General features: G+C 64.7%; 20 protein-coding genes. 11 read left to right on the forward strand and 9 right to left on the reverse strand.

What is annotated here, in order from left to right:
- Positions 1-70 precede the first annotated feature (70 nt).
- A complete protein-coding gene (locus RWR81_RS00560; RefSeq protein WP_314452872.1) occupies positions 71-991 on the forward strand; it encodes a DUF808 domain-containing protein in 921 nt (306 codons plus the stop codon).
- A gap of 3 nt (positions 992-994) precedes the next feature.
- Here the strand turns inward: RWR81_RS00560 and RWR81_RS00565 are convergent, their stop codons facing one another.
- Together RWR81_RS00565 and RWR81_RS00570 are read right to left on the reverse strand one after the other, a co-directional pair.
- Positions 995-1,681, reverse strand: a complete 687-nt coding sequence (locus RWR81_RS00565; protein WP_314452875.1) for a response regulator transcription factor — start codon at positions 1,679-1,681, stop codon at positions 995-997.
- The gene (locus RWR81_RS00570) at positions 1,678-2,466 is read right to left on the reverse strand and encodes a histidine kinase (protein ID WP_314452878.1); all 789 of its coding nucleotides are present in this window, start codon (positions 2,464-2,466) and stop codon (positions 1,678-1,680) included. Before RWR81_RS00570 ends, RWR81_RS00565 begins: the two co-directional genes overlap by 4 nt.
- A 127-nt stretch (positions 2,467-2,593) precedes the next feature.
- On the opposite strand from RWR81_RS00570, the gene RWR81_RS00575 reads away from it, so the two are divergent.
- From RWR81_RS00575 to RWR81_RS00590, 4 genes are all read left to right on the forward strand, one after another.
- Positions 2,594-3,334 (forward strand): ABC transporter ATP-binding protein, encoded by a 741-nt coding sequence (locus RWR81_RS00575; protein ID WP_314452881.1) that lies wholly within the window; start codon positions 2,594-2,596, stop codon positions 3,332-3,334.
- Complete coding sequence (locus RWR81_RS00580; RefSeq protein ID WP_314452884.1) at positions 3,331-4,797, forward strand: FtsX-like permease family protein; 1,467 nt, start codon at positions 3,331-3,333, stop codon at positions 4,795-4,797. The genes RWR81_RS00575 and RWR81_RS00580 overlap by 4 nt, the downstream gene beginning before the upstream one ends.
- Before the next feature lie 82 nt (positions 4,798-4,879).
- Entirely contained in the window at positions 4,880-6,529 is a 1,650-nt protein-coding gene (gene lnt / locus RWR81_RS00585; RefSeq protein ID WP_399497730.1) for an apolipoprotein N-acyltransferase, read from the forward strand.
- A 66-nt stretch (positions 6,530-6,595) separates the two neighbouring features.
- Positions 6,596-7,438 carry a polyprenol monophosphomannose synthase gene (locus RWR81_RS00590; protein ID WP_314452887.1) on the forward strand — a complete coding sequence of 281 codons (843 nt, stop codon included), beginning with the start codon at positions 6,596-6,598 and terminating at the stop codon, positions 7,436-7,438.
- Positions 7,439-7,537: 99 nt separating this feature from the next.
- Here RWR81_RS00590 and RWR81_RS00595 read toward each other — a convergent pair whose 3' ends face one another.
- On the reverse strand, positions 7,538-7,897 hold the full coding sequence (locus tag RWR81_RS00595; protein WP_314452889.1) for an RNA polymerase-binding protein RbpA: 360 nt from the start codon (positions 7,895-7,897) through the stop codon (positions 7,538-7,540).
- A 271-nt stretch (positions 7,898-8,168) separates the two neighbouring features.
- Between RWR81_RS00595 and RWR81_RS00600 the strand changes: the two genes are divergently transcribed.
- A complete protein-coding gene (locus RWR81_RS00600; protein ID WP_314452890.1) occupies positions 8,169-9,293 on the forward strand; it encodes an ATP-dependent 6-phosphofructokinase in 1,125 nt (374 codons plus the stop codon).
- 27 nt (positions 9,294-9,320) lie between these two features.
- Here the strand turns inward: RWR81_RS00600 and RWR81_RS00605 are convergent, their stop codons facing one another.
- On the reverse strand, positions 9,321-10,577 hold the full coding sequence (locus RWR81_RS00605; RefSeq protein WP_314452893.1) for a GNAT family N-acetyltransferase: 1,257 nt from the start codon (positions 10,575-10,577) through the stop codon (positions 9,321-9,323).
- 13 nt (positions 10,578-10,590) lie between these two features.
- Positions 10,591-10,758: a hypothetical protein gene (locus tag RWR81_RS00610; protein WP_314452896.1), complete on the reverse strand. Its 168-nt coding sequence runs from the start codon at positions 10,756-10,758 to the stop codon at positions 10,591-10,593.
- A gap of 815 nt (positions 10,759-11,573) precedes the next feature.
- Here RWR81_RS00610 and RWR81_RS00615 point away from each other — a divergent pair.
- The 4 genes from RWR81_RS00615 to RWR81_RS00630 all read left to right on the forward strand — a co-directional run bounded on the left by RWR81_RS00615 (position 11,574) and on the right by RWR81_RS00630 (position 15,225).
- Entirely contained in the window at positions 11,574-12,686 is a 1,113-nt protein-coding gene (locus tag RWR81_RS00615) for an ABC transporter permease (protein WP_314452899.1), read from the forward strand.
- On the forward strand, positions 12,683-13,459 hold the full coding sequence (locus tag RWR81_RS00620; protein WP_314452902.1) for an ABC transporter ATP-binding protein: 777 nt from the start codon (positions 12,683-12,685) through the stop codon (positions 13,457-13,459). Before RWR81_RS00615 ends, RWR81_RS00620 begins: the two co-directional genes overlap by 4 nt.
- Positions 13,460-13,462: 3 nt before the next feature.
- Positions 13,463-14,086: an SGNH/GDSL hydrolase family protein gene (locus tag RWR81_RS00625; protein WP_314452904.1), complete on the forward strand. Its 624-nt coding sequence runs from the start codon at positions 13,463-13,465 to the stop codon at positions 14,084-14,086.
- A gap of 110 nt (positions 14,087-14,196) precedes the next feature.
- Positions 14,197-15,225, forward strand: coding sequence for a LacI family DNA-binding transcriptional regulator (locus RWR81_RS00630; protein ID WP_314452907.1), 1,029 nt, complete (start codon positions 14,197-14,199; stop codon positions 15,223-15,225).
- Positions 15,226-15,311: 86 nt separating this feature from the next.
- Here the strand turns inward: RWR81_RS00630 and RWR81_RS00635 are convergent, their stop codons facing one another.
- The 4 genes from RWR81_RS00635 to RWR81_RS00650 all read right to left on the reverse strand — a co-directional run bounded on the left by RWR81_RS00635 (position 15,312) and on the right by RWR81_RS00650 (position 20,700).
- Positions 15,312-17,369, reverse strand: coding sequence for a glucose PTS transporter subunit IIA (locus RWR81_RS00635; protein WP_314453199.1), 2,058 nt, complete (start codon positions 17,367-17,369; stop codon positions 15,312-15,314).
- A gap of 219 nt (positions 17,370-17,588) precedes the next feature.
- On the reverse strand, positions 17,589-19,133 hold the full coding sequence (locus RWR81_RS00640; RefSeq protein ID WP_314452910.1) for a GH32 C-terminal domain-containing protein: 1,545 nt from the start codon (positions 19,131-19,133) through the stop codon (positions 17,589-17,591).
- Positions 19,134-19,219: 86 nt separating this feature from the next.
- Complete coding sequence (locus tag RWR81_RS00645; RefSeq protein ID WP_314452912.1) at positions 19,220-19,465, reverse strand: hypothetical protein; 246 nt, start codon at positions 19,463-19,465, stop codon at positions 19,220-19,222.
- Entirely contained in the window at positions 19,462-20,700 is a 1,239-nt protein-coding gene (locus tag RWR81_RS00650) for an inorganic phosphate transporter (protein ID WP_314452914.1), read from the reverse strand. Before RWR81_RS00650 ends, RWR81_RS00645 begins: the two co-directional genes overlap by 4 nt.
- Before the next feature lie 307 nt (positions 20,701-21,007).
- On the opposite strand from RWR81_RS00650, the gene RWR81_RS00655 reads away from it, so the two are divergent.
- Complete coding sequence (locus tag RWR81_RS00655) at positions 21,008-22,609, forward strand: Hsp70 family protein (protein WP_314452916.1); 1,602 nt, start codon at positions 21,008-21,010, stop codon at positions 22,607-22,609.
- Positions 22,610-22,624 lie beyond the last annotated feature (15 nt).

Consider the following 22,624-nt stretch of genomic DNA (forward strand, 5'->3'; position numbering starts at 1 on the left):
CCCACTCCGAGGCGTCACGGCTAGTAGTCTCGTCCCGGCCGATACACCGCACGACAGGACCCACAACGCCATGTCAGGCTTCTTCGCCCTTCTCGACGACATCGCCACGCTCGCCAAGCTGACGCTGTCCACCGTTGACGACACTGCCTCCATCGCCGTCAAGACCTCCGCGAAGGTGTCCGCGGCAGCCGTCGACGACGTGGCCACCACGCCCCAGTACGTCACCGGCATCACCCCTGACCGAGAGCTGCCGATCATCAAGCGGATCACGCTGGGCTCGCTGCGCAACAAGCTCCTCATCATCCTGCCGATCGGCCTGCTGCTGACAGCCGTGGCGCCGTGGCTCCTGCCCGTCGCGCTCATCATCGGCGGCGCCTACCTGTGCTTCGAGGGCGGGGAGAAGATCCTCGAGCGCTTCCTCCACACCGGGCACGTCCAGGAGGAGACCGGCCCGGTCGACGAGGCCCAGATCGTCCGTCAGGCCATCACCACGGACTTCGTCCTGTCCACCGAGATCATGCTGCTGGCCCTGGCAGAGGTGGAGGGGGAGTCGTCCCTGCGACGCATCATCGTCCTCGTCCTCATCGCTCTGCTCATCACCTTCGCCGTCTACGGCTTGGTCGCCGCCCTCATCAAGCTCGATGACGCCGGAGCGCACCTGGCCGAACAGGGCCGCACGAGTGCTGTGAGGGCTCTCGGCCGTGCGATCGTGAAGTCAGCACCGGTGCTCTTCCGTGGTATCGGGGTCATCGGCACCGTGGCGATGCTGTGGGTCGGTGGTCACATTCTAGCGGTGAACCTCGCCAAGGTCGGTTTCCACCCATTGCACCACGCCATCGAGTGGGCCGAGGAACTCACCCACAACCCGGTCCTGTCCTGGATCACCGGGACAGCCATGTCCTGCCTCATCGGGGCGATCATCGGCACACTGCTGGCGCTGGCCTGGCAGCCTGTGCACCACGCCCTGTCCCGCCGCCGTTCCGCCGACTGAGAGCTACTGGCCGAGTTCATCGCCGAGAAAGGCGAGAATGGCGCGTACCCGTCGGTTCTCCTCCGAGGGATCCAGTCCCAGCTTGAGGAAGATCGCTGAGACGTGCTTGGCCACCGCGGCCCTCGACACGATCATCTGCGCTGAGATCTGACCGTTCGACAGCCCCCGCGCCATGAGCTCAAGCACCTCCAGCTCGCGCGGCGTCAGGTCCGCCAGGCCCGAGCGCGAGCCTCGCACCATGGCTCGGGCCACCTCCGGGTCGGTGACCATGCCTCCGGCCAGAACCACCCGCAGGGACCCCAGGAAGTCGGCGACCTCCGAAACCCTGTCCTTGAGCAGGTAGCCCGTCCCGCCGGCTTCCACCGGGGCGTCCGCGGCGAAGAGCTGCTGGGCGTAGGTCGCCGACACATACTGGCTGAGCACCATGATCGCCACGGCCGGGTGGCGGCGTCGGATGGCCAGTGCGGCCTCCAGGCCGTCGTTCCTCATGGACGGCGGCATGCGGACATCGGTGATGATGGCGTCCGGCAGGCGCCCCTGGCCGTCCAGGCGGTTGATGCAGTCAACCAGCCCCGGGGCACTGCTCTCCCGGGCGATGACGTCATAACCCTGGCGTTCCAGCAAGCCCGCCAGGCCTTCGCGCAGCAGGGCCGAGTCGTCGGCGAGCACCAGTGAAGGGGCCATGCTCATAGCTCCCACCTTTCCACGCAGCCGGTACCGCTTGATCTGTTCATGCTGTCTGGGCTGATTCCGCTCTCCCCGCGGACCAGGAGCAACGGCAGGTGCGCCGCGAGCCGTGTCGGCCCGCCCGGAGGACTGGTCAGCAGGAGTTCGCCACCAAAGGCCGCGAGCCGTTCCCTCATGCCCGCCAGGCCGTGACCAGGCTGGAGTCGGGCTCCGCCAGGCCCGGTATCGACTACGCAGACCCTCAGGCTCTTGTCCACGGTCAGCAGGACCGTCACCTCTGCACCGGGAGCGTGTTTGAGCGCGTTGGTCATCGCCTCCAGGGCGAAGAAATAGGCCGCGGCCAGCACTCCCTCGGGCATCGCCGGAAGGGGATGCGGACAGATGATCCTCACGGTCCTGCCGGTTCTGTCGGCTTGATCCGCTGCATCCCGGAGGGCTGCAGCGAGGCCGAGGTCGGTGAGCACCTGGGGGTGGATACCGCGCACCGTGGTGCGCAGTGAGTTCAGTCCGCCGGCAATGGCCGCCTTGGCCTCATTCAGCAGGCCGGCAAGTGCCGGATCTGCGATCACGGTAGGGGAGAGCTGTGCCTCCCCGAGCTTCATGAGTCCGACGACGAGCTGCTGCTGAGCACCGTCATGCAGGTCGCGCTCAATACGCCGACGCTCAACCTCATAGGCCGCGACGATCTCACGCCGAGAGGCCGTCAGCTCGGCAATCCGGCGAGAGGCGAGCGCCTCATGCGTCGTCGTTGCCTCGGCGGACCATCGCAACGGAAACCTGAGCTGCACAGCTCCAAGGTACCGTGTCCCATCCGGCCGTGTCGCCGAGCAGGACACCGGTAGTCAGTGAGGTATACCCAGCACTACCTCGTTCAGAGTGCGGGCACTATCGAGATCACGCCGCGGAAAGGATGAGATGAGAGGCATGAGCACACCACTGATCACCACCAGCGACATTGTCAAACGCTTCGACACGGTGACTGCCCTGGCCGGCGTGAGCATCAGCATCGCCGCGGGCGAGACCGCCGCGATCATGGGTCCCTCCGGATCAGGCAAGTCGACTCTGCTGCACTGTCTGTCGGGGGTACTCGTCCCGGATCGCGGGGCCGTGACCTTCGGGGGCACTGAGATCTCCCGCCTCACTGACGCACAGCGTTCTCATCTTCGGCTGCGCGAGCTGGGATTCGTCTTTCAGGACAGCCAGCTCATCCCCGAGCTGCCGGCTCGGGAGAACGTGGCGCTTCCTCTCATGCTCACCGGGACCTCGACGCGCACGGCGCTGCGCGCCGCCGACGACATGCTCGCCCGGCTCGGACTGGTGGAGCTCAGGAGCCGTCGTCCCGCTCAGATGTCCGGTGGGCAGGCCCAACGTGTGGCGATCGCGCGGGCACTGGTGAGCAGTCCCCGCGCCATCTTCGCCGACGAACCCTCCGGCGCGTTGGACCAGGCGACCGGTCATGAGATGATGCAGTTGCTGACAGCAGCCGTCGCCATGGCCGGTGCGGCGCTGGTCGTGGTGACGCACGATGTCAATGTCGCACGCTGGTGCTCACGCCTCATCGAGATCCGTGACGGGCTGGTTCACTCCGACCGTCTCCTGAACGTCAACACGGCCAACCGCCCCGCAGGAGCGACGCAGTCGGGGGTGACCCGATGAACGCCTCAAATGCCGTCTCCACGCCCGTGGCGGGCTCGTCCAGTAGCGGGGGCTCCCGTCCCAGTTTTCTGGTCCTCGCCCGCCTCACCGCTCGTCTCACCCGTGCGCGCCTCGCCTCCCGCGAGGGGGAGGCACTGCTGTACCTGGCCAGCGTTCTGGCATACACCGTGGCTACCTGCGCTGCCCTGACCGTCGCCGGGGGCACCTGGATGCTCCACAGCCGTGGAAGACACCCCGAACGCATCCAGGCATGGGTTGATGCAGCCCAGAAAGCGGGCCATGACGGCTTCGTAGGGCAGCAGTACACTATCCTCTCACTCCTGGCATGCGCCATGCTCGTCCCCGCCATGGTGGGACTGGCCTCCAGCGCCGCCATCCTGGGAGCCCGCAGCCGTGAGAGGCGACTTGCGGTCCTGCGCCTGGTGGGCCTGTCCGGGGCGGACGTCACCCGCATGTCCCTGCTGGACGCCCTGGTCCAGTCAGTGGCCGGCGCCGTCATCGGCACTGTTGTCTACCTGGTCACGCTTCCTGCTTGGAGCAGCCTCACCGTCATGGGCACCCGGATCACGGCCGGTGAGATGATCCTGCCGCCGATGATGCTCGTTGTCGTCCTGCTCGGGGTCATCGTGGTCGGCCAGGCCTCGGCCTGGCGGGGTCTGCGTCAGGTGAGGATCTCACCACTGGGCGTTTCCCGACGCGCTAACGGGCCGCGCGCCGGTGTCTGGCGCGTCGTCGTGTTCTTCATGACGCTGTTCGGCGCTCCGCTAGTCGCCAGACTGGCGCCACAGCAGTACCACGCCCTCATCATCTGCGCCATGATCGTGGCGGTGATCGCCGTCTTCGACCTGGCCGGGTCATGGTTCACCCAGCTGCTCTCCCGAGGGCTGGCCCGGCTGCGCGGCCCGGTCATGCGATGGACCGCTCGCCGGATCCAAGCCGCCCCCACCGCAACGTGGCACCGGGTCTCCGCCATGGGGTCGCTGTCCTTCATCGGTGGTTTCATCGGTAGTTTCATGTCATACATGCCTTCGGGCCCCGCCACTGGGGCGACGGCGGACGCCTACGTCTACGGTGTTCTGTGGGACTTTGAGAAAGGTGCCTTCATCACCCTGGCCTTCGGGTTCGTTCTGACAGCCACGTCCATCCTCGTCACTCAGGCCTCGGGCACCATCGAGCGCGCGGAACAGTCCCGCAGCCTGCGGCGCATGGGCGCCCCCGCGAGTTACGGCCTGCGCGTCATGTGGATGGAGGCCTATGCACCGCTCCTTCTCGCTGTTCTCGGCGGTGCTGGTCTTGGCACTCTCATGGCCTCACTCCTGACGGGAACCTCTCCGGTCTCCGGCGCCTCTTCGCTGGCACTTGGCATCATCGTCGTCGGGCTGGTACTGACGGGTCTCGCGCTGAGAGCCTGCCATCCCCTGTACTACCGCCTCCTGGGGATCGAGGAGCGACGCAACGACTGAGGCTGTGGGGATCCTCTCCACGCCGTCGCCTCCAGCCACTCACTGGGCGAGACGACATCATGTTGCCCTTATGCTTCACTGCGTGACAGTGCTCTCCTGGACCATCCGCTGGCTTCGCCGATCGGCCCCCGCCGCCGTGGCGCTGCTGGCGGGTCTGGCCACCTATACCGCCTTCCCGCCGATGAACCTGTGGGGGGCGGCCCTCATCGGGGTCGGAGTGTTCATGCTTCTCGTCCGAGGGCGCGGATTCTGGCCCGGCACCGGACTGGGGCTGCTCTATGGCCTCGGCATGTTCACACCTCTGCTGCACTTCACGAAGGTGGGGATGGGGAACCCGATGGGCTGGATCTCACTGACGGCCTTCGAGTCGCTCTACCTGGCCGGGCTCGGGGGCGCCTGGTCCCTGGTGAGCCGCCTTTCACGGCTTCAGAGTCCATTCGAGAGCTCATCACGCGGCCGGCGCCTACTGCGCGGTGTGCCCGACGGCGCCGCAGGAGTGTTTGCCTTCGCCCTGCTGTGGTCGGGGATCGAGGAGCTGCGCTCCATTTGGCCCCTAGGCGGTTTCCCTTTCGGCCGTCTGGCCTTCGCCATGGCCGACGCCCCGGTGCTGCCGGCGGCCGCCTATATCGGCAGCGCCGGGGTGGGGTTGCTGGTAGCGCTGGCAGCAGCGTGCCTCGCTCACGCGGCTCAGACCATCTACGAGCGTCGCACGGTCCCAGCGGTCATCTCCGCGGTGATCGCCGCGGCTGTGCTCATCGCACCCCAGGCCCTTCCGGTGGACACCCGCGCCGAGAACGGCACTGTTCGTGTCGGGGCAGTCCAGGGCAATGTGGCCACCGACTTCGAGGACGCCTTCAACCGAGCCCTGGAGGTCACTGGCAACCACGCGACCGCCACGAGGAAGCTGGCCTCCGACACCGGCTCCGGTAGCCTCGATCTGGTCGTCTGGCCAGAGAACTCCGCGGACCTGGACCCGCGTGACTACCCGGCCTCGGCGACAATCGTCGATGAGGCCGCCCAGGCGGTCCAGGCACCGGTACTTGTGGGCGCCGTTCCCTTCGTCGACAACATCCGCTACAACGACGTCCTCGTGTGGAATCCTGGGGACACCGCTGGACAGGCGGAGCATGCCTACTACCGCAAGCACCGGCCCGTTCCCTTCGCCGAGTACATTCCCGCCCGTTCCCTCGTGCGGCGCCTGACCACCCAGGTTGATCGCGTCGGCGTAGACATGCTGCCCGGTACCGGGCCCAGCACCCTGACGGTTCCCGCCGTCACCCAGAGCCGAGACGTTACCTTCGCGATGGGGATCTGCTTCGAGGTCGCCTACGACGATGCCCTGCGCGACGGCGTCAAACAGGGCGGGCAGGCGATCATCATCCCGACGAACAATGCCTCCTTCCTCGACTCCGGTGAGGCCGCCCAACAACTCGCCCAGGGGCGCGTCCAGGCAGTGGTCCACGGCCGCAGCGTTATCCAGGCCTCCACCGTCGGCTATACCGCGATCATCAACCCCCGCGGCGAGATCGAACAGGTCACCCGGCCCTACACACAAGCGAGCCTGGTGGCCGACATCCCGCTGCGCAGATCCCAGACCATCGCCGACCGTCTCGGCTCCGCCCCCGGCATCGCACTCCTCGTCAGTGCGGGTGTGCTGCTCAGCGCCGGTATCCTGAGTCAGGCACGTTCGCGGTGGAAGACGACGGCTCGGGTTCACCGGCGTCGCTGCTGATCTCGGATACCCTCGGAATATCTCAGGCAGCCTTGGCGTCACCCGCACACAACTTTGGAGAAATAAGTGAAGGCACTCGTCGTCATCCCGACCTACAACGAGATAGAGTCTTTGCCCTCGGCACTGGACCGGGTCCGCAAGCACGCTCCCGAGGCGGACATTCTCGTCGTCGACGATGGTTCCCCCGACGGCACCGGCGACTACGCCGATACTCGGGCGAACGAGGACTCCCACATCCACGTCCTGCACCGCTCGGAGAAGAACGGACTGGGCCCGGCCTACCTCGCCGGTTTCTCCTGGGCCCTGGCGGCCGGCTACGAGCTCATTGTCGAGATGGACGCCGACGGATCTCACCGGGCCGAGGATCTGGCTCTGCTCATCCAGCGTGCTGAGATGGCCGACGAGCCCGACCTCGTCATCGGTTCGCGTTGGGTCTCCGGCGGCGCAACCGAGGGGTGGGATGCCAAGCGGGTGGCCCTGTCGAAGGCCGGGAACCTCTACATCAATGCCATGCTGGGACTGCGCGTTAAGGACGCGACCGCGGGCTTCAGAGTCTTCCGTGCCTCCATTCTGCGTCGCATGGACCTGAGCAGGGTCGAGGCCCTCGGATACGGGTTCCAGGTCAACATGACCAAGCTCGTGGACGAGGCCGGCGGCCGCATCGTGGAGATGCCCATCACGTTCCTAGAGCGGGAGGCCGGGCAATCCAAGCTCTCTGGGGGGATCTTCACCGAGGAGTTGTCGCTGGTGACCCGTTGGGGTGTCGTCAAGCGCTCCGGACAGCTGTTCAACGCCGCTAAGATCGTCGGAGGCCGGTTGCGCGCAGCTCACGACAAGCGCCGTCGTGCCGCTACCGGATACCAGCGACGACCGTCAGCCTCGTCGCGTCAGACGCGCTTCTGCTCTTGACCGGCCTTACGCTGCGTTACTGACGCTGAAGGACCGCCCCTTGATACAACAAAGGTGCCGGTCCTTCAGATCTCGTCCAAGCGTTTTTCAGGAGAGCCTTCAGCCACTGATTCGTTCGCGGTAAACCTCACCGCTGCGCAGCGCCTCAAGACGTTCATTGAGGAGAACCTCGAGCTCCTCGACTTTGCGGCGCTCCAGGAGCATGTCCCAGTGGGTGCGGGGGGTCTTCTTGGGCTCATCGGGCTCGGGCTCGTTCTCACCGCGTCGGGCGGCGGGCTGACCGCACTCGGGGCACTCCCAGGCTGGGGGTACCTCGGCCTCGGTAGACATCGGGATCCTGGTCACATGCGCCATCGGGCACTCGTAGCTGACGATCATCCGCTCGGCGAACTCGACTCCGTCTTCTGACTCCATCGACTTCGCGCCGATGGTCATTCCCCGCAGTGCGCGGTCTGCCATGGTTGCGGCCTCCTCCGTGGTTCGTCTTTCGCCGGTCTCCCGCTCCCGGTAGCGTCAGTAGCTCGCGCTCGGTTCGGGGCACCGGTACGTCAACACCGAGGGAGGGCAGGATGTTCCCAGCGGTATCGACGCAATCCGGGTGACGATGATACCGGTTGATCGACTAGGCGTCCGTCATCGGGCCACATCGCCGCCATAACATCGGTGATCGCCGGCCGGTATCGAAGCGTACAGCCTGTACGTCGTCTCGGCTCGCGGCATACTTGGCCTCATGGCTCAGCAGCGCATCGGCATTCTCACGGCGGGCGGCGACGCCCCAGGACTCAACGCGGCGATCCGGGGCTTTGGAAAGGCGGCGATTCAGCAGCACGGCTGGGAGCTCATCGGATTTCGTGACGGTATGCGGGGCCTGGCCGAGAACCGCTTCACCGAGCTGGACGCCGCAGCTCTGTCCGGGATCCTCACCACCGGCGGAACCATGCTGGGAACCAGCCGGGACAAGGTACATCGCATGATGGTGGACGGTGAACCCTGCGACATGGTGCCCACCATCGTGGAGAACTGCGAGAAGGACGGGATCGATGCGCTCGTGTGCCTCGGTGGGGGCGGGACCGCGAAGAATGCCAAGCGGCTCATGGATGCCGGCCTCAACGTCATCCACCTGCCCAAGACCATTGACAACGACATCATCCACACCGACTCCTCCTTCGGCTTCGCCACCGCCTTGGAGATCGCCACGGAGGCCGTGGACCGGCTGCACTCGACAGCGCACTCCCACCACCGCATCATCCTCACCGAGATCATGGGTCACCGGGCCGGCTGGCTGGCCCTGGGGGCCGGTATCGCGGGTGGGGCGGACGTCATTCTGCTTCCCGAGATTCCGTACTCGGTGGACGCGATCGCGGACAAGATCGAGCGGCGCCGCTCTCACGGCTCTTCCTTCTCGGTGGTGGCCGTAGCCGAGGGGGCGCTGTCGGTGACGGATCACGCCGAGCTGGAGCACGCCCGTGCCCTGGTCAAGGACGCCTCCAGTCCCGAGCGCAAGGCGATGGCCAAGCGGGGCGTCAAACGCCTGGAGGCATCGCACCGCGCCAACACCTTCACCCTGGCCGAGCAGCTGGAGAACTTGACTGGTCTGGAGGCGCGTGTCTCCATCCTGGGGTACGTCCAGCGCGGCGGTTCCCCCTGCGGGGCCGACCGCCTGCTGGGAACACGTCTGGGAGTGGCCGGAGCCGACGCGATCGCCGAGGGCAGGTACGGCGTCATGGTGGCCGATCGTGGTCATGGCACCGCGCTGGTTCCTCTCAAGGAGGTTGCCGGTCACACTAAGTTCGTTCCGGCCGAGCACGAGTGGATCCAGGCCGCTCGCGCCGTGGGGACGGCGCTGGGGGACTGAGCCCCTGAGCGGCGGGCGGCTGTGCACTCAGCGACGAAGAAGCGGCCCCGGGATCCAGGCGACCTCTCCCGGCTCCACACCGGTCGGAGCATCACCGGAGATGATGATGTCGGCGCGCTCCCAGGGTCGGTCCTTGGCGAAGAAGAGGCGCTCACCGGCCATCCACCAGTGCCAGAAGCGCACTGACTCCTCGGCGTCGCCGTTGACGCCCTCTGCGATGTCGCGGCTGATGCCGCGACGCTCGGCCACATCGTCTCCGGTCTGAACCCACACGTGTGCGTCAATGAGACTGCTGACCGCACGCAGACCGGCGCCGGTGCCCTCGACGACGACCAGGGGAGAGCCGGCCGGGACGCGGATGGAGCCCTCGCGGCCGTGCTCCCGCCACTTGTCCGGAACCAGGTCAAGGGAGCCGGACTTGCGCAGCCGAGTCAGGGTGTCGACGAGCAGCTGGTCCCAGTCGTAGAGCGGCTCGTTCCAGATGAGGTCGTCGAGGTGGAAGGCCTGGGAGCCGGGAACGGCCACGGTTATTGCCTGGGTGAGCGTCGTCTTACCGGATCCGCCCCGTCCGTCGACCGCGATGATCGCAGGCCTTCCCTGCGGCGTACCGACAAGATGCAGCAGGTGCGCGACGACGTCATCGGTATCGCTGACTCGCCACTGAGCGACGGCGGGTTCCTCCGGCTGAAGCTGGATCGACTCAGCCCCACTCACCCGCCGAGAGCGGCTGTTATCGACGGATTGCTGGCTATGCATCGTGGGTCCTTTCAGAGAACGGGTCATGAGGGTCAGATCGAGAAGCTGTCCGAGCTTCTCACCCGCCTGCGGGATAGTGCCGACAATGGTGAAACCATAGCGTTCGTGCAGGTGTACCGAGGCCATGTTGCCGGCTTCGATGAGAGCGATCATGGTACGGTCCCCAGCCGCCCGGGAGGCCTCGATCAGTGCGACCAGAAGTCTGGGGCCAAGGCCATACCCTTGAACGGCTGGGGACAGGTAGATCGAGTCCTCGACCGTGCGGGCGTAGCCCTCATAGGAGCGCCATGCACCGGCGACCGCGAACCCGACGATCTCCTGAGGCTTGCCGTCCACATGGGCGACGAGTGCCGTTCCACGTTGGACCATGGGGGCCAGCCATGCCTCGGCCTGGGCAGGGTCCTGCTCAATGCTGGTCCAAATGGCCAGGGACTCCCGCACTGCGGCATTGCGGATCTGGCGGATAGCGGGGGAGTCCGCCATGGTCGCCGGGCGGATCTGGTAGGCCTGGGCCGCGTCAGCGTGCATATCCCCTTTTCTTTCACTCGAGGGCATCGTCATTCTCCTGCTCGACGTACTGGGTCAGGTATTGACTCGTCAGAGTTGTTCGGTCCGCCACCATCTGCGCCGGTATTCCGGCGAACACGACACGACCGCCGTCGTGACCGGCTCCGGGGCCCATATCGATGATCCAGTCGGCGTGCTCCATCAGGGCCTGGTGGTGCTATGACGACGACGGTGCGCCCGGAGTCCACGAGCCGGTAGGTCACCACGTCATCCATGGGGGAGAGGTGGCCGTGGATGAGGCTCGATTGCGCCAGATCAGAGATCTGCATGGCACAGGCATCAGCAATGGATCTGCCGTCGATGAAGCAGGTGCGTGCGGGGTCGGCCAGCCGGGTTCCGTCGCACTGCGGGCACGTTCCGAAGATGACCGCCCGTTCCACACGCCATGCCTCGAGTACAGAACCCTCAGCAGGGCCCCGATGTCGCTGACGGTTCCGAGCATGGAACGCGGATTGGATCCCGTTCGCTCATGGTCCACGACGATCGTAGGCGTCAGTCCTTCCAAGCGGTCGGCGTTGGGACGTGCACTTGAGTCCATGAATTCCTGAACAAAGGCCGGGTAGGTCTCGTTGATGAGACGGTGCGACTCGGTTGCGATCGTGGTGAAGACCAGTGTCAGCCTGCGCTTGGGGATGGCGACGTCGACGCCTCGCAGGTTGTTCTCACGAGCCCCGACGACGCGGATGCACCATGCGTGTCGGCAATGGTCTGTCCAGCAGCCCTTCCACCAGTCACACAGACGATTGTGCCGGATGCCGTCGAACGACGCCGAAGCAGAGCGAACCCCACTCACTCACCACCGATAATGTACATTATGTCATTCTCGCTGGAGCGATAACGGTTCGCTCGAAGCTCGACACCCCTTCTAATCTAATCGCAAGGAATACGAGGTGCGGTGTAGCCTTCCACGTAGCGGGTCTGCTGGCCCGCCCTGCGACCACTTCCTCAGGGAGTCCAATGTTCCTCGCGCTACGCGAGATCCGCCACGAACCTGTTCGCTTCGGACTCATCATCTCTGTTATCGCACTGGTGGCTTATCTCACTTTTTTCTTGGCGTCGTTGGCCGTTGGTCTGGCTCATCTCTATCGCGCCGGAATCGATGGTTGGAACTCGGGAAGCGTCGCCATCACCGACGCCTCGAATGAGAACCTCTCCGCTTCTCGGCTGAGCGATGAGCAGCTGAGCACCGCCCAGACGCTGGCCACGGACAACGGAACCACGGCATCGACCCTTATGAGTACCGCCGCCGTCGCCCAGGCCGAGGGGGTCACGGACAAGGACGGCGAGGCGTTGCGGGACGACGTCTTCGCCTTCGGCATCGACCTGGACGGAGAACTCAGCCCGGCAGTAACAAGCGGTCACACGATCTCCGATCCGCTCAAGGAGATCCTCGTGGACGACTCCCTGCAGGCCAAAGGACTCAAGGCCGGGGATACAATCCGTCTCCTGGGCTCCGATCACGACTGGACGATCGTCGGCTTCACCCACGACACGACCTTCCAATCGGCCCCGGTGGTCACCCTGGATGGGCAGGCACTGAGCAAGCACGGCCCCACCAGCCTGTCACCCGCGGTCTCCGCCGTCGTGTTCAAGGCCGACCTCACCGGTGACAGCCGGGCCATGAAGTCCGCTCAGGATTCGGGTCTGAGGATCCTCACCAGTGAGGAACTCATCCGGACGCTACCCGGATACTCGGCACAGGTACTCACTTTCAGCCTCATGATCGGCTCACTGATCATCATCGCCTCCACAGTGCTGGGCATCTTCATCTACGTGCTGACCCTGCAGAAGAGACCAGTCCTGGGAATTCTCAAGGCGCGCGGCGTGCCCACAGGCTATCTCGTCCGTTCGGGCTGCGCCCAGACACTCGTGCTGTCGGCGGTAGGGATCGGCGTCGGGCTGTTTCTAACGGTGGCAACCTCCCTGATCCTGCCCAGCGCCGTCCCCTTCAGGCTCTCCGGTCTTCTTGACCTTCTCATCGCCGCCGCCTTCGTTCTCGTTTCAGTCATTGGCGGGCTGATTTCCGTGCGGGTCGTCACCCGCATTGACCCCGTGGAGGCCATCTCATGACAACGCCGAAAACAGCCTCCCCAGTCATGTCCCTGGAATCGGTGACCCGGGACTACCGCCAGGGCGATGAGACCATTCACGCGCTACACAGCACCGATCTTCAGTTGCGCGCCGGCGAACTGGTAGGGATCCTGGGCCCATCCGGTTCGGGAAAGTCAACCCTCCTGACCGTCATGGGTGGCCTGCGCACCCCCTCCAGTGGCACCGTCACCATCTCGGGCGAGCCGTTCTCCGCCCTACCGGAGAAGCGCCGGGCCGGGATCCGGCTCCGACGTATTGGATTCGTCCTTCAGACCTCCGGCCTGGTGCCCTTCCTGAGGCTCAACGACCAGTTCGCCATGCATAGCCGGGTCACACGCACCAAGAATGACAACTACAGGCGTGACCACCTGCTGGAATCGCTTGGCATCTCTCGACGAGCACACGCTTATCCTTCCGAGCTCTCCGGAGGTGAGCGCCAGCGCGCCGCCATTGCGGTGGCGCTCTACCACGACCCCGACATCATTCTGGCGGATGAGCCCACCGCCGCCCTGGACACTCGACGAGCTCAGGACGTCGCCCATCTGCTCGCAGATCAGACCCATGAGCTGGGCAAGGCAACGGTGATGGTCACTCATGACGAGCGGCTGCTTCCCGTATGCGATCGGGTCCTGGCCATGCAGGACGGCGTTCTGACTGAGCAGGACGTGGCGAAGGACGAAGACGACGCCCTCCGGCAGACCACCCCACTGAGCCGCGTTGGTTCCTCTCAGCCTTGCGAACTACAGTCGTGAACCGTGTCCACCATCCCGAACTCCGACCACTTCCCCACTGCTGTCTTCCTCGGCGACTCCATCACCACCGGTTGGCGAGCCCTCAGCCATCCCCGCAACCGCTGGACCTCCCTGGTGTGCGAGCATCAGCGATGGCGAGAAGTGAACCTGGCAGCGGACGGACTCGGGTTCTTCGCGCGCCGCGGAGGCCATCTGCCCGGAGGTCAGCGCTCGCCGTCGTGCCGTGACACCACTTGGCTGGAAGCGGTTCTGCGCTGTGAGCCCAATATCGTCACGATCAGCCTGGGTCTGAACGACGCGGCCTTCCTCCCCTCTCAGCGTGAACTGGTCGAGCAAGCAATCGATCATGACCTCAGTTTCATCTCCACGCGCTTGCGGGGCGCGCCGGTCATCGTCGCCCCCTATTTCCCCTCCCTGGAGATTGGTCCTCGTTTCCAGGCCATCCACCGCCTCGTCCATGAGAAGGCCACATCCTTGGGCCTGACCTCGACCGATGCCTTGAGCACGGCCATCAACGGCGACGACAACCGCCTGGCCATCGACCAGATCCACCCCGACGACGCCGGACACGCCCAGATGGCTCGCGCCATGATCTCCTTCTACGCCGAGATCCTTCCCGCCTCGTAACACTTCCATCCACGTTTACGCAGGTCAGTTGGGTAACGAGCCCCTTGAGGCATATGCTTGGCAGCAGATCGCACTCACCGTGACCAACTAAGGAGCTTGAGGACCCACTCGTGGAGTCACACCGCGAACCCACACTGGCTGATGTTGCCCAGGCTGCGGGCGTCTCGCTGACTACAGTCTCCCGCGTGCTCAACAACCGCGGCTACCTCTCCCAAGAGACACGGGAGCGGGTGGCTGAGGCGATCGCGGAACTCAACTACCGCCCCAATCAGATCGCAAGGGCACTGCACGGCAAGTCGACACAGTCAATCGGGTTGATCGTCCCCACCGTCGCTCTGCCCTTCTTCGGTGAACTCACCGAGCATGTCGAAGACTTTCTGGCCGACCGCGGCTACAGGACATTCGTCTGCAACTCCATGGGTAAGGCGGATCGAGAGCAGGAATATCTCGACCTTCTCCTCTCCCATCGGGTGGACGGCATCATCTCCAGCGCCCACAACGACGGTCTGGCCGACTACAGGTCGATTCATTTGCCTGTAGTCAGTGTCGACCGTGACCTCTCCCCCACCGTGCCCAATGTCCGCTGCGACAACGAGGCAGGCGGCCGCATCGCTGCTGAGCACCTGCTCAAACGGGGAGCCCGCCGTCCTGCACTGCTGACGTCTCGCACAGGAACCCACAACCTGCGGGAAAAAGGATATCGTCAGGTGCTTCAGCAAGCCGATATCGAGCCCGTGGTCCTCACCGTCGACTTCAACACCCCCGATGCTGAGCGCCCTGGCCTCATCCGTGAGCGGCTCGAGCTCGTTGCAGATGATGTTGATGCGGTCTTCGCCACCGATGATCTCACCGCCGCGCAGGTGGTGGAGTGGGTGGAAGACCAGGGCCTGAGAGTTCCCGAGGACTTCAAGGTGATCGGTTTCGACGGAACCGTTGCGATGCGCCGCGCCCTACCAGCGCTGACCACTATCCAGCAACCCATCGCCAGGCTTGCCCGCGCAGCTGTGAATCTGCTCTTGGACCAGATCGACTCCATGGCCTCAGCCTCCTCGGGCGACAGAGACTCCGAAAGACGTGAGAAACACCTGCGGAGCCCGTCCCCCATGGGCGTCAGACTACTGCCCGGTCGCACTACCTAGATAACCCGCAAACGCCCCAGTGTGGCCCCGGCCTCTCAAAGGTCGGGGCCACACTGTGTGCACCTGGCAGAAGACCACTCGGCGGCTCAGGCCTTGGCCTGCGTCTGAGCCTCTGTCTTGTCGTCGGCAGGGTCCCCGGCCTTGCGGACAACATCGAAGAGGACGTCGCCCCGGTGGATCGTCCCTGCCCCGTGCTCTTCGATGCCGTCGTATCCTTGAGCATTGGACACAACGATCGGGGTAACGGTCTGGTAGCCGGCGGCTCCGACCGCGGCCCAGTCAACGTCAACCAGCGGCATGCCACGCAAGACCTTGTCGCCGGCCTTGACCTTGGGGCTGAAGTGCTTGCCCTCTAGCTGGACGGTGTCCATCCCGACGTGGATGAGCAGCTCAACACCGCTGGCGGCGCGCAGGCCATAAGCGTGCCCGGTCGGGAAGGCGACGAGTACCTCGCCGTCCACCGGGGAGACGACCGGTCCCTCGGCAGGAGCGATGGCCATGCCCGGGCCGAGCATTCCTGAGGCGAAGGTCTGGTCCTCTACCTCAGACAACGGCATTGCGCGCCCTTGGATCGGGGCGTTCACAGTGAAGTCCTCGGCGGCTTCGTCGGGCAGCTCGACGGTCTCGGCGTGCTCGGCCATGGCCTCGGCTTCCAAAGCGGTCTCGTCAACATCAACGTCATCACCGGCAAGCGAGGCCTTACCACGGGTAGTGCCATAAGCGAAGGCAGCGGCGAAAGCAGCGATGAAGACGATCACCTCGAGGATGAGGTACTTGGCGATGTCATCGGGGACGATTGACACGAAGCCGACAAATCCTGCAGCGCCCAGCGCCTGGTTGTGGATGTCGAGCAAGGCGACAGCCGCTCCACCAAGGGAGGCCACGCCCATTCCTATGAAGAAGGGCCAGCGCAGACGCAGGTTGACACCGAAGATGGCAGGCTCAGTGATACCGACGATGGCGGAGACGCCACCGGCACCAGCCAGACCCTTCATCTTGGAGTCCTTGGTCAGGAAGAAGACCGCCAGGGTTACCGCGCCCTGTGCGATGTTGGCCATGGAGGCGATCGGGAAGATGAAGGAGCCGGCACCACCACTGCCCATCTGCGCAATGAGAGGCAGTTCTACAGCCGGGAAGGACTGGTGCAAGCCGGTGACGACGATCGGTGAATACACCAGACCGAACAGGAACCCACCCACGGGGCCGGCAGTCGTATACAGCCAGCTCAGGCCGTTGGTGATGCCGTCGGAGAGCTCACGCGCCAGAGGACCGACGACGACAAAGGTGAGGAAGCCGGTAACCAGGAGGGTGATGAGCGGAGTCAGCAGGAAGTCAGCTGTTCCTGACAGTCGCTTGTGAAGCCACTTCTCTATGTAGGCCAGCAGCCAGGATACGCATAGGACGGGGATGACCATGGCCTGGTAGCCGATCTTGTCCACGGTCAGGCCGAAGAGGTGCCATACCTCGATGGATCCAGCCTCTCGGGCGGTCTCGATCTCATAGGCGCTGGTCAGCTGGGTGGATACCATGGCGGCACCCATGGCGGCTCCGAGGTAGACGTTTCCGCCGAAGCGCTTGACCGCGGAGAATCCTACGAGCACTGGCAGGAAGGCGAAGGCGGCCGACGAGACGAGGTTGATGACGTCGTCGTAATCGGCCAGCCAGGCGTACTTGTCGACCAATCCGTAGGCACCGGTGGGATTGTCTGGGGCGACGAAGGACGACGAGGTGAAGAAGTCTGCCGTGAGGACGTTATGGATCGCCATCATGAGACCGCCGGCAACGAGAGCCGGCAGCAGCGGCACGAAGATGTCGGCGATCGCCTTGATGAAGCGGGAAAGGGGGTTGCCACTCTTGGCGGCCTGCTCCTTGGCCTCGTCCTTGGAGACCTCCTTGACCCCTCCGGTGTGGATCATCTCGGAGAAGACGAGATCGACGTCTCCTGGTCCGACGATGATCTGGAACATGCCGCCCGCGATGAAGGTGCCCTTGAGGTCGGGGTCCTTGTCGAGAGCCTTCTGGTCGACCTTGTCCATGTCGTTGAGGACAAGACGCAGACGCGTCGCACAGTGCGCGGCCGCATTGATGTTGTCGGCGCCACCGACGTACGTCAGGACGTCCTTCGCCACGCGGGCGTGATCCATTGCCACCCGGGGTTCCTTTCTCGTGATGGGACCGCAATAACTGGGCGGGCTGGGAAACCCACTGGTCGGAAGCATTGCCGACTCCCAGCGGCCACACCTGTGTCAATCGATGGTCACAGTACAGTGAGTTACAGCACCCTGCAACCGGAGAGAAAGGTCTGGTCGGTTTCTCAGTTCCGGGCCATAGATTCGTAGTCTGCCCGCGTCATGAAGCGGGTCTCAGCAAGCCTGCGGAACCTGAGCAAAAGTCCTGATGCTGCCGGCTGACAGCGTCAGCACGTCCTCCACCAGGAGTCCGGCCCCGGAACTGTCGGGATCGACGAAGCTGCGCAGGGTGAAGGTCAGTGCCCCGTCGCCGAGAAAGATCTCGGTCAGTGAATGGTCGTGAACCACCTCCAGCGACGACGTACACCCCTCGGGTAACGTGACCGTGCGCGTCTCACCGTGCTGGGTGTAACGAGAGGTCGAGCGGTCCACCCGGAGCACTCCACCGTCCAGAACAATGTCCACGTGCGACTCGTCCGTGCCGATTCGCAGTCCCCACGCGCCTGAGCAGCGAGTCTTATCGGCGTCCACACGCAGCTGCCAACTGCGGTGGCCCTCCAGCTCGGAGACCTGGTGAAGTCCGGGCTCGAGAACCGTGTCCACCAAAGCCGGTTGTCCGCCGTCGTGGGGCAAATCGGCCGCAGGTCGCTGAACAAGCCGACCATTCCTCACGCTCAGCGCTCTTGGAAGGCTCAGGGCGTGAACCCACCGGCCGGTCTCGATGGAGGGCTGGTCGTCCTCAGAGGCGTTACCCGCCCAAGCGGTCAGTAACGCCGGTCCCGGCTCTAAGGGCCTGCGGGCGAAGGTCTGGGGGGCGTAGAACTCGAAACCGCGATCGACCTCATGGAAGACGCCACCGGTGTCCCGTAGTTCGGCGCCCACAAGATGCCCCACCGTGTAGATGCAGGGGAAGATGTTCTCAAAGCCCTCCCGGTCGGGGGCGATGCCCTGAGGGCACCAGATGAGAACGTCCCAGTCCTCACCACTCTCCTCATCCTTCAGCCGCACCAAGCCGGGGCACTCCCACATGTAGCCGAAGGAGTCGAAGGCGCCGCCCGCGCCCGGGAAGCTCAGCTCTCCCTCCAGCTCCCAGGAGACCAGGTCCCGGGAGCGGTACAGGACCGCGGCGCCGGTCCTGTTCGTCCGCTGGACGCCGATGAGCATCCGATACTCCCCGGGCCGGTCGGGGTCCCGGAAGACCTGGGGGTCACGATAGTGGGCGGTGTATCCCTCAGCATTGGTAGGGATGAGGGGATTGCCGGGCCACTTGGTGAAGTTGGTCAGGTCGCCGCTGGTGACCAGGCACTGGCTGGCGGTGCGCTCGTCGGAGACCGGGTCCTTGAGGTTACCGGTGTAGAAGAACTGGAAGGGAGCCCGAGCAGGGGCGACACCGACCTCGTGGTCCTCCAGCACGATCGCGTTACCGGAGTAGGCGCCGGAGCGGTCGTAGAAGGAGTCCGGGATGATGGCCGGCTCGTGGTGGCACCAGTGCAGCAGATCCGTCGAGGAGGAGTGTCCCCAGTAGACCAGCTTGCGGTGGGGATGGAAGGGGCTGAACTGGTAAAAGGCGTGATAAGTGCCGCCGTCGACCAGGAGCCCATTGGGGTCGTTGAGTCGTCCCACCGGTGGGACGACGTGGAAGCACGGGTAGTCGGGATCGGTGGCAGCACTAGACGTGGCAATCGTATCCAGGGCTAAGCCCTTGAGGTCCTCAGTCACACCCGGATGTTAGCAGGACCACTTCCTAGTACCGGGCATACGCCCAGCAGGTGACCGGTGGAAGGCCGGTGGACGGTCAGTTGACGTCAGTGGAAGTACGGGATGATGAGCCACAGACCGAACAGTGCGATCAAGGCGGCGATGGTGATGAAGAATCCGGCCAGCATTTGGGCCAGGCGCACACCTTTCACCTGACCGGACTCGTGCTTGGCATGAACGATGGCGAGCATGCGTGCGGCCAGTGAGCAGACAACAAGGATGAAGGCGGCACCCAGCACTGTCACCACGGTCACCAGGCCCAGGGAGCTCCAGTCGATCGTCATGTCAGTCATGCCACGGATCCCGTCGTCATCCTCTGTGCACTTTCCTGATCCGCCGCACCATTGACGATCTCTGAGCGCACCTCCTCAAGCGTGCGCGGTTCACGTCCCAACTCCGGGTCCTGCCTGGCGACGACGACCTCGGAGGCATCATTGACGTTGGAGAAGTCCACGCGATTGTGGCTGGCCTGCCGGATGATCGCCATGGCTCCCACGATGAGCAAGCAGATAACGACAACGGTTCCCGGCACCCCGCCTTTGACCGCGACGTAGGAGGTGGCGGCCCCCACCAGGCCTGAGCACGGAAGCGTCACCAGCCAGGCGATGCCCATCTTGCCGGCCGTCCGCCAGGATACCTTGGTGCCCCGACCGATCCCCGAGCCCAAGATGGAGCCAGTGCAGATGTGGGTGGTGGACAGTGCGAAGCCGAGGTGGGAGGAGGCCAGGATCGCCACTGTCGAGGCGGTCTCGGAGGCGAAGCCCTGCGGGGCCTCGACATGTACCAGGCCTCGCCCCATGGTGCGCATGATGCGCCACCCGCCGGAGTAGGTTCCCAGACCGATAGCGAGTCCGGCCGCTGCGATGACCCACCAGTGAGGTCCGGTACCGGCCTCCTGGTAACCACCGGCCACGAGCGCGAGAGTGATGACCCCCATGGTTTTCTGACCGTCGGAGGTCCCGTGGGACAGGGCCACCAACGAGGCGGTGACTCGTTGGCTGTTGCGAAAAAGCTTCTGAGAGTAGGAGTTGCTCGGGTGTGCGATGCGATAGGCGAGCGCCGTGGCCAGCGCTGCCGCCAGTCCGGCCACAACCGGTGCGATGACGGCCGGCAGAATGATCTTGGAGATCACTGTTCCCCAGTGGACGCCCTGGACCCCGGCCGCAACGACTACCGCCCCAATGAGGCCCCCGAACAGCGCGTGCGATGAGGAGGAAGGAAGCCCGAAGAGCCAGGTCGCCAGGTTCCACAGGATGGCACCAGCCAACCCCGCAAAGATCATGGCCGGCGCCGCCTGGATCACAGCATCGTCGAACATCCCGTGAGAGATCGTCTTGGAAACCTCTGTCGACAGGCAGGCACCGATCACGTTGAGCACAGCGGCAACAAGAACCGCTCTTTTGGGTGTGAAGGCTCCTGTCGCCACCGACGTCGCCATGGCGTTGGACGAGTCGTGGAAACCGTTGGTGAAGTCGAAGACGAGGGCCGTCACGACGACGACAATCACAAGAAAGAGAATGGTGCTCATACCGTTCCCGATAGGAGAGTGAGTGTCCCTCTCTGCCACCCTGGCGGGCGGGCGCGGAGGACCGGGCCGCGTGAGCGCAACCCACCTGTATTCTTACCCGCCGAGCGCTCCGGTGCCTAACCGATTGCACACAGGCTGCCCACCTGCAACTGCTACTCCCTGGACACGCGATGCCGGTCAACCAGCGAAACGGCCTTTCGTCCCAACCGACGGGCAACCACTGTGAGCCGATTGTCACGTCCCACAAAGGACGCTCGACGCTGCCTCATTCCCCAGAAAAGCTAGACCGTCACGATAGGGTCACCGCATGGCAGCGGACACCACGAACAGCCTGGACAGCATCGACAGCAGAACTCTTCCCGACATGGGGGCCGACACCGAATCGATGACGGACATCGACCTGGGGATCGACCTGGGAACGACTCGTACCGTCGTCGCTCGCGCTGATCGAGGAAACTACCCGGTTCTCAGCTTCGCTGATGAGCACGGTGACGAGCACGACTTCATTCCCTCGTTGACGGCACTGTGCGATGGTGAGCTCGTCCATGGATTTGCGGCTAGACAGGCTGCCCACCAGGGAGCCCCGTTGCTACGCAGTCTCAAGCGGGTCTTGGCCTCACCCACATTGACGACCGCCACTGCGGTGCTCCTGGGTGAGCGGACCTTCTCTGTTTTGGAGATTCTCACCAGCTACCTGCATCACCTCAAGGCTGAGTTGGCGAAGCAGGATCTGGACGTCAGCCGTGCCCGCGCGGTTGTCGCGGTACCCGCCCACGCCTACGGAGCCCAGCGGCTGCTGACTCTCGAGGCCTTCCGTGCGGCTGGCTTCTGCGTCGCCGCCATGCTCAACGAACCCAGTGCCGCCGGCTTCGAGTACACGCACCGCAAGGCGACGACCGTTTCCTCCAAGCGTACCCGGGTCCTGGTATACGACCTGGGAGGAGGTACCTTCGACACCTCCTTGGTCGACGTCATCGGCATCTCCCACGAAGTCCTGGCCTCTCACGGGCTGGGCGACCTGGGCGGCGATGACGTCGATCTGCTCATGGCCACGATGGTGCTTGACAAGGCCGGTGTCGCGGAGGAGGACCTCTCCCCCACCGAGCTTGATGACCTGCTGGACCAGTGCCGGGACGCCAAGGAGCACCTGACACCCCAGAGCCGCCGAGTGCTCATTGTTCTGCGGGGACAGGACGTCGTTCTGCCTGTGGCGGACCTGTACCAGGCCTGCACCCCACTCATTGAGCGTTCCCTGGCCACGATGGCTCCGCTGGTCGGCAGGTTGGATGATGGCAAGCCGGACCTGACTGATATTGCCGGCGTCTACCTGGTCGGCGGCGCCTCCGGGCTTCCGCTGGTTCCTCGGCTCCTGCGCGAGCGCTTCGGACGCCGGGTCCACCGCTCCCCCTACCCCGGAGCCTCAACGGCCATTGGCCTGGCGATTGCGGCGGACCGCACCAGCGACTACGACCTCACCGATCGGCTCTCTCGCGGGTTCGGCGTCTTCCGCGAGGCCGACGGTGGACACCGACTCGTCTTCGACGCGATCCTCAGTCCAGAGTCCGTTCAGACCTCACCCAACGGCCGAGAGGGAACGATCCTGACCCGCGAGTATCACGCAGCCCACAACATCGGCTGGTATCGCTTCGTTGAGTGCGCCGACGTGAACGAAACCGGCGAACCGTGTGGAGAAATCGCTCCCTACCAGGACATCATCTTCCCCTTCGAAGCGTCGCTGCGGGACGTGGAGGACCAGGAATTGCGCACCTGCACTGTGGAGCGGCGCGACTACGGTCCACGAGTCCAGGAGCATTACCGTATCGATGAGGCGGGCTTGGTGCGGGTCACCATCACCGACCTCACCGACGGGTACAGCCGCCGCTATGTCCTGGGCAGGCGCACCGAGTAGTAGCTGATCACGTTC

This window comes from uncultured Actinomyces sp. (genome assembly GCF_963526355.1).
Classification (GTDB): Bacteria; Actinomycetota; Actinomycetes; order Actinomycetales; family Actinomycetaceae; genus Actinomyces.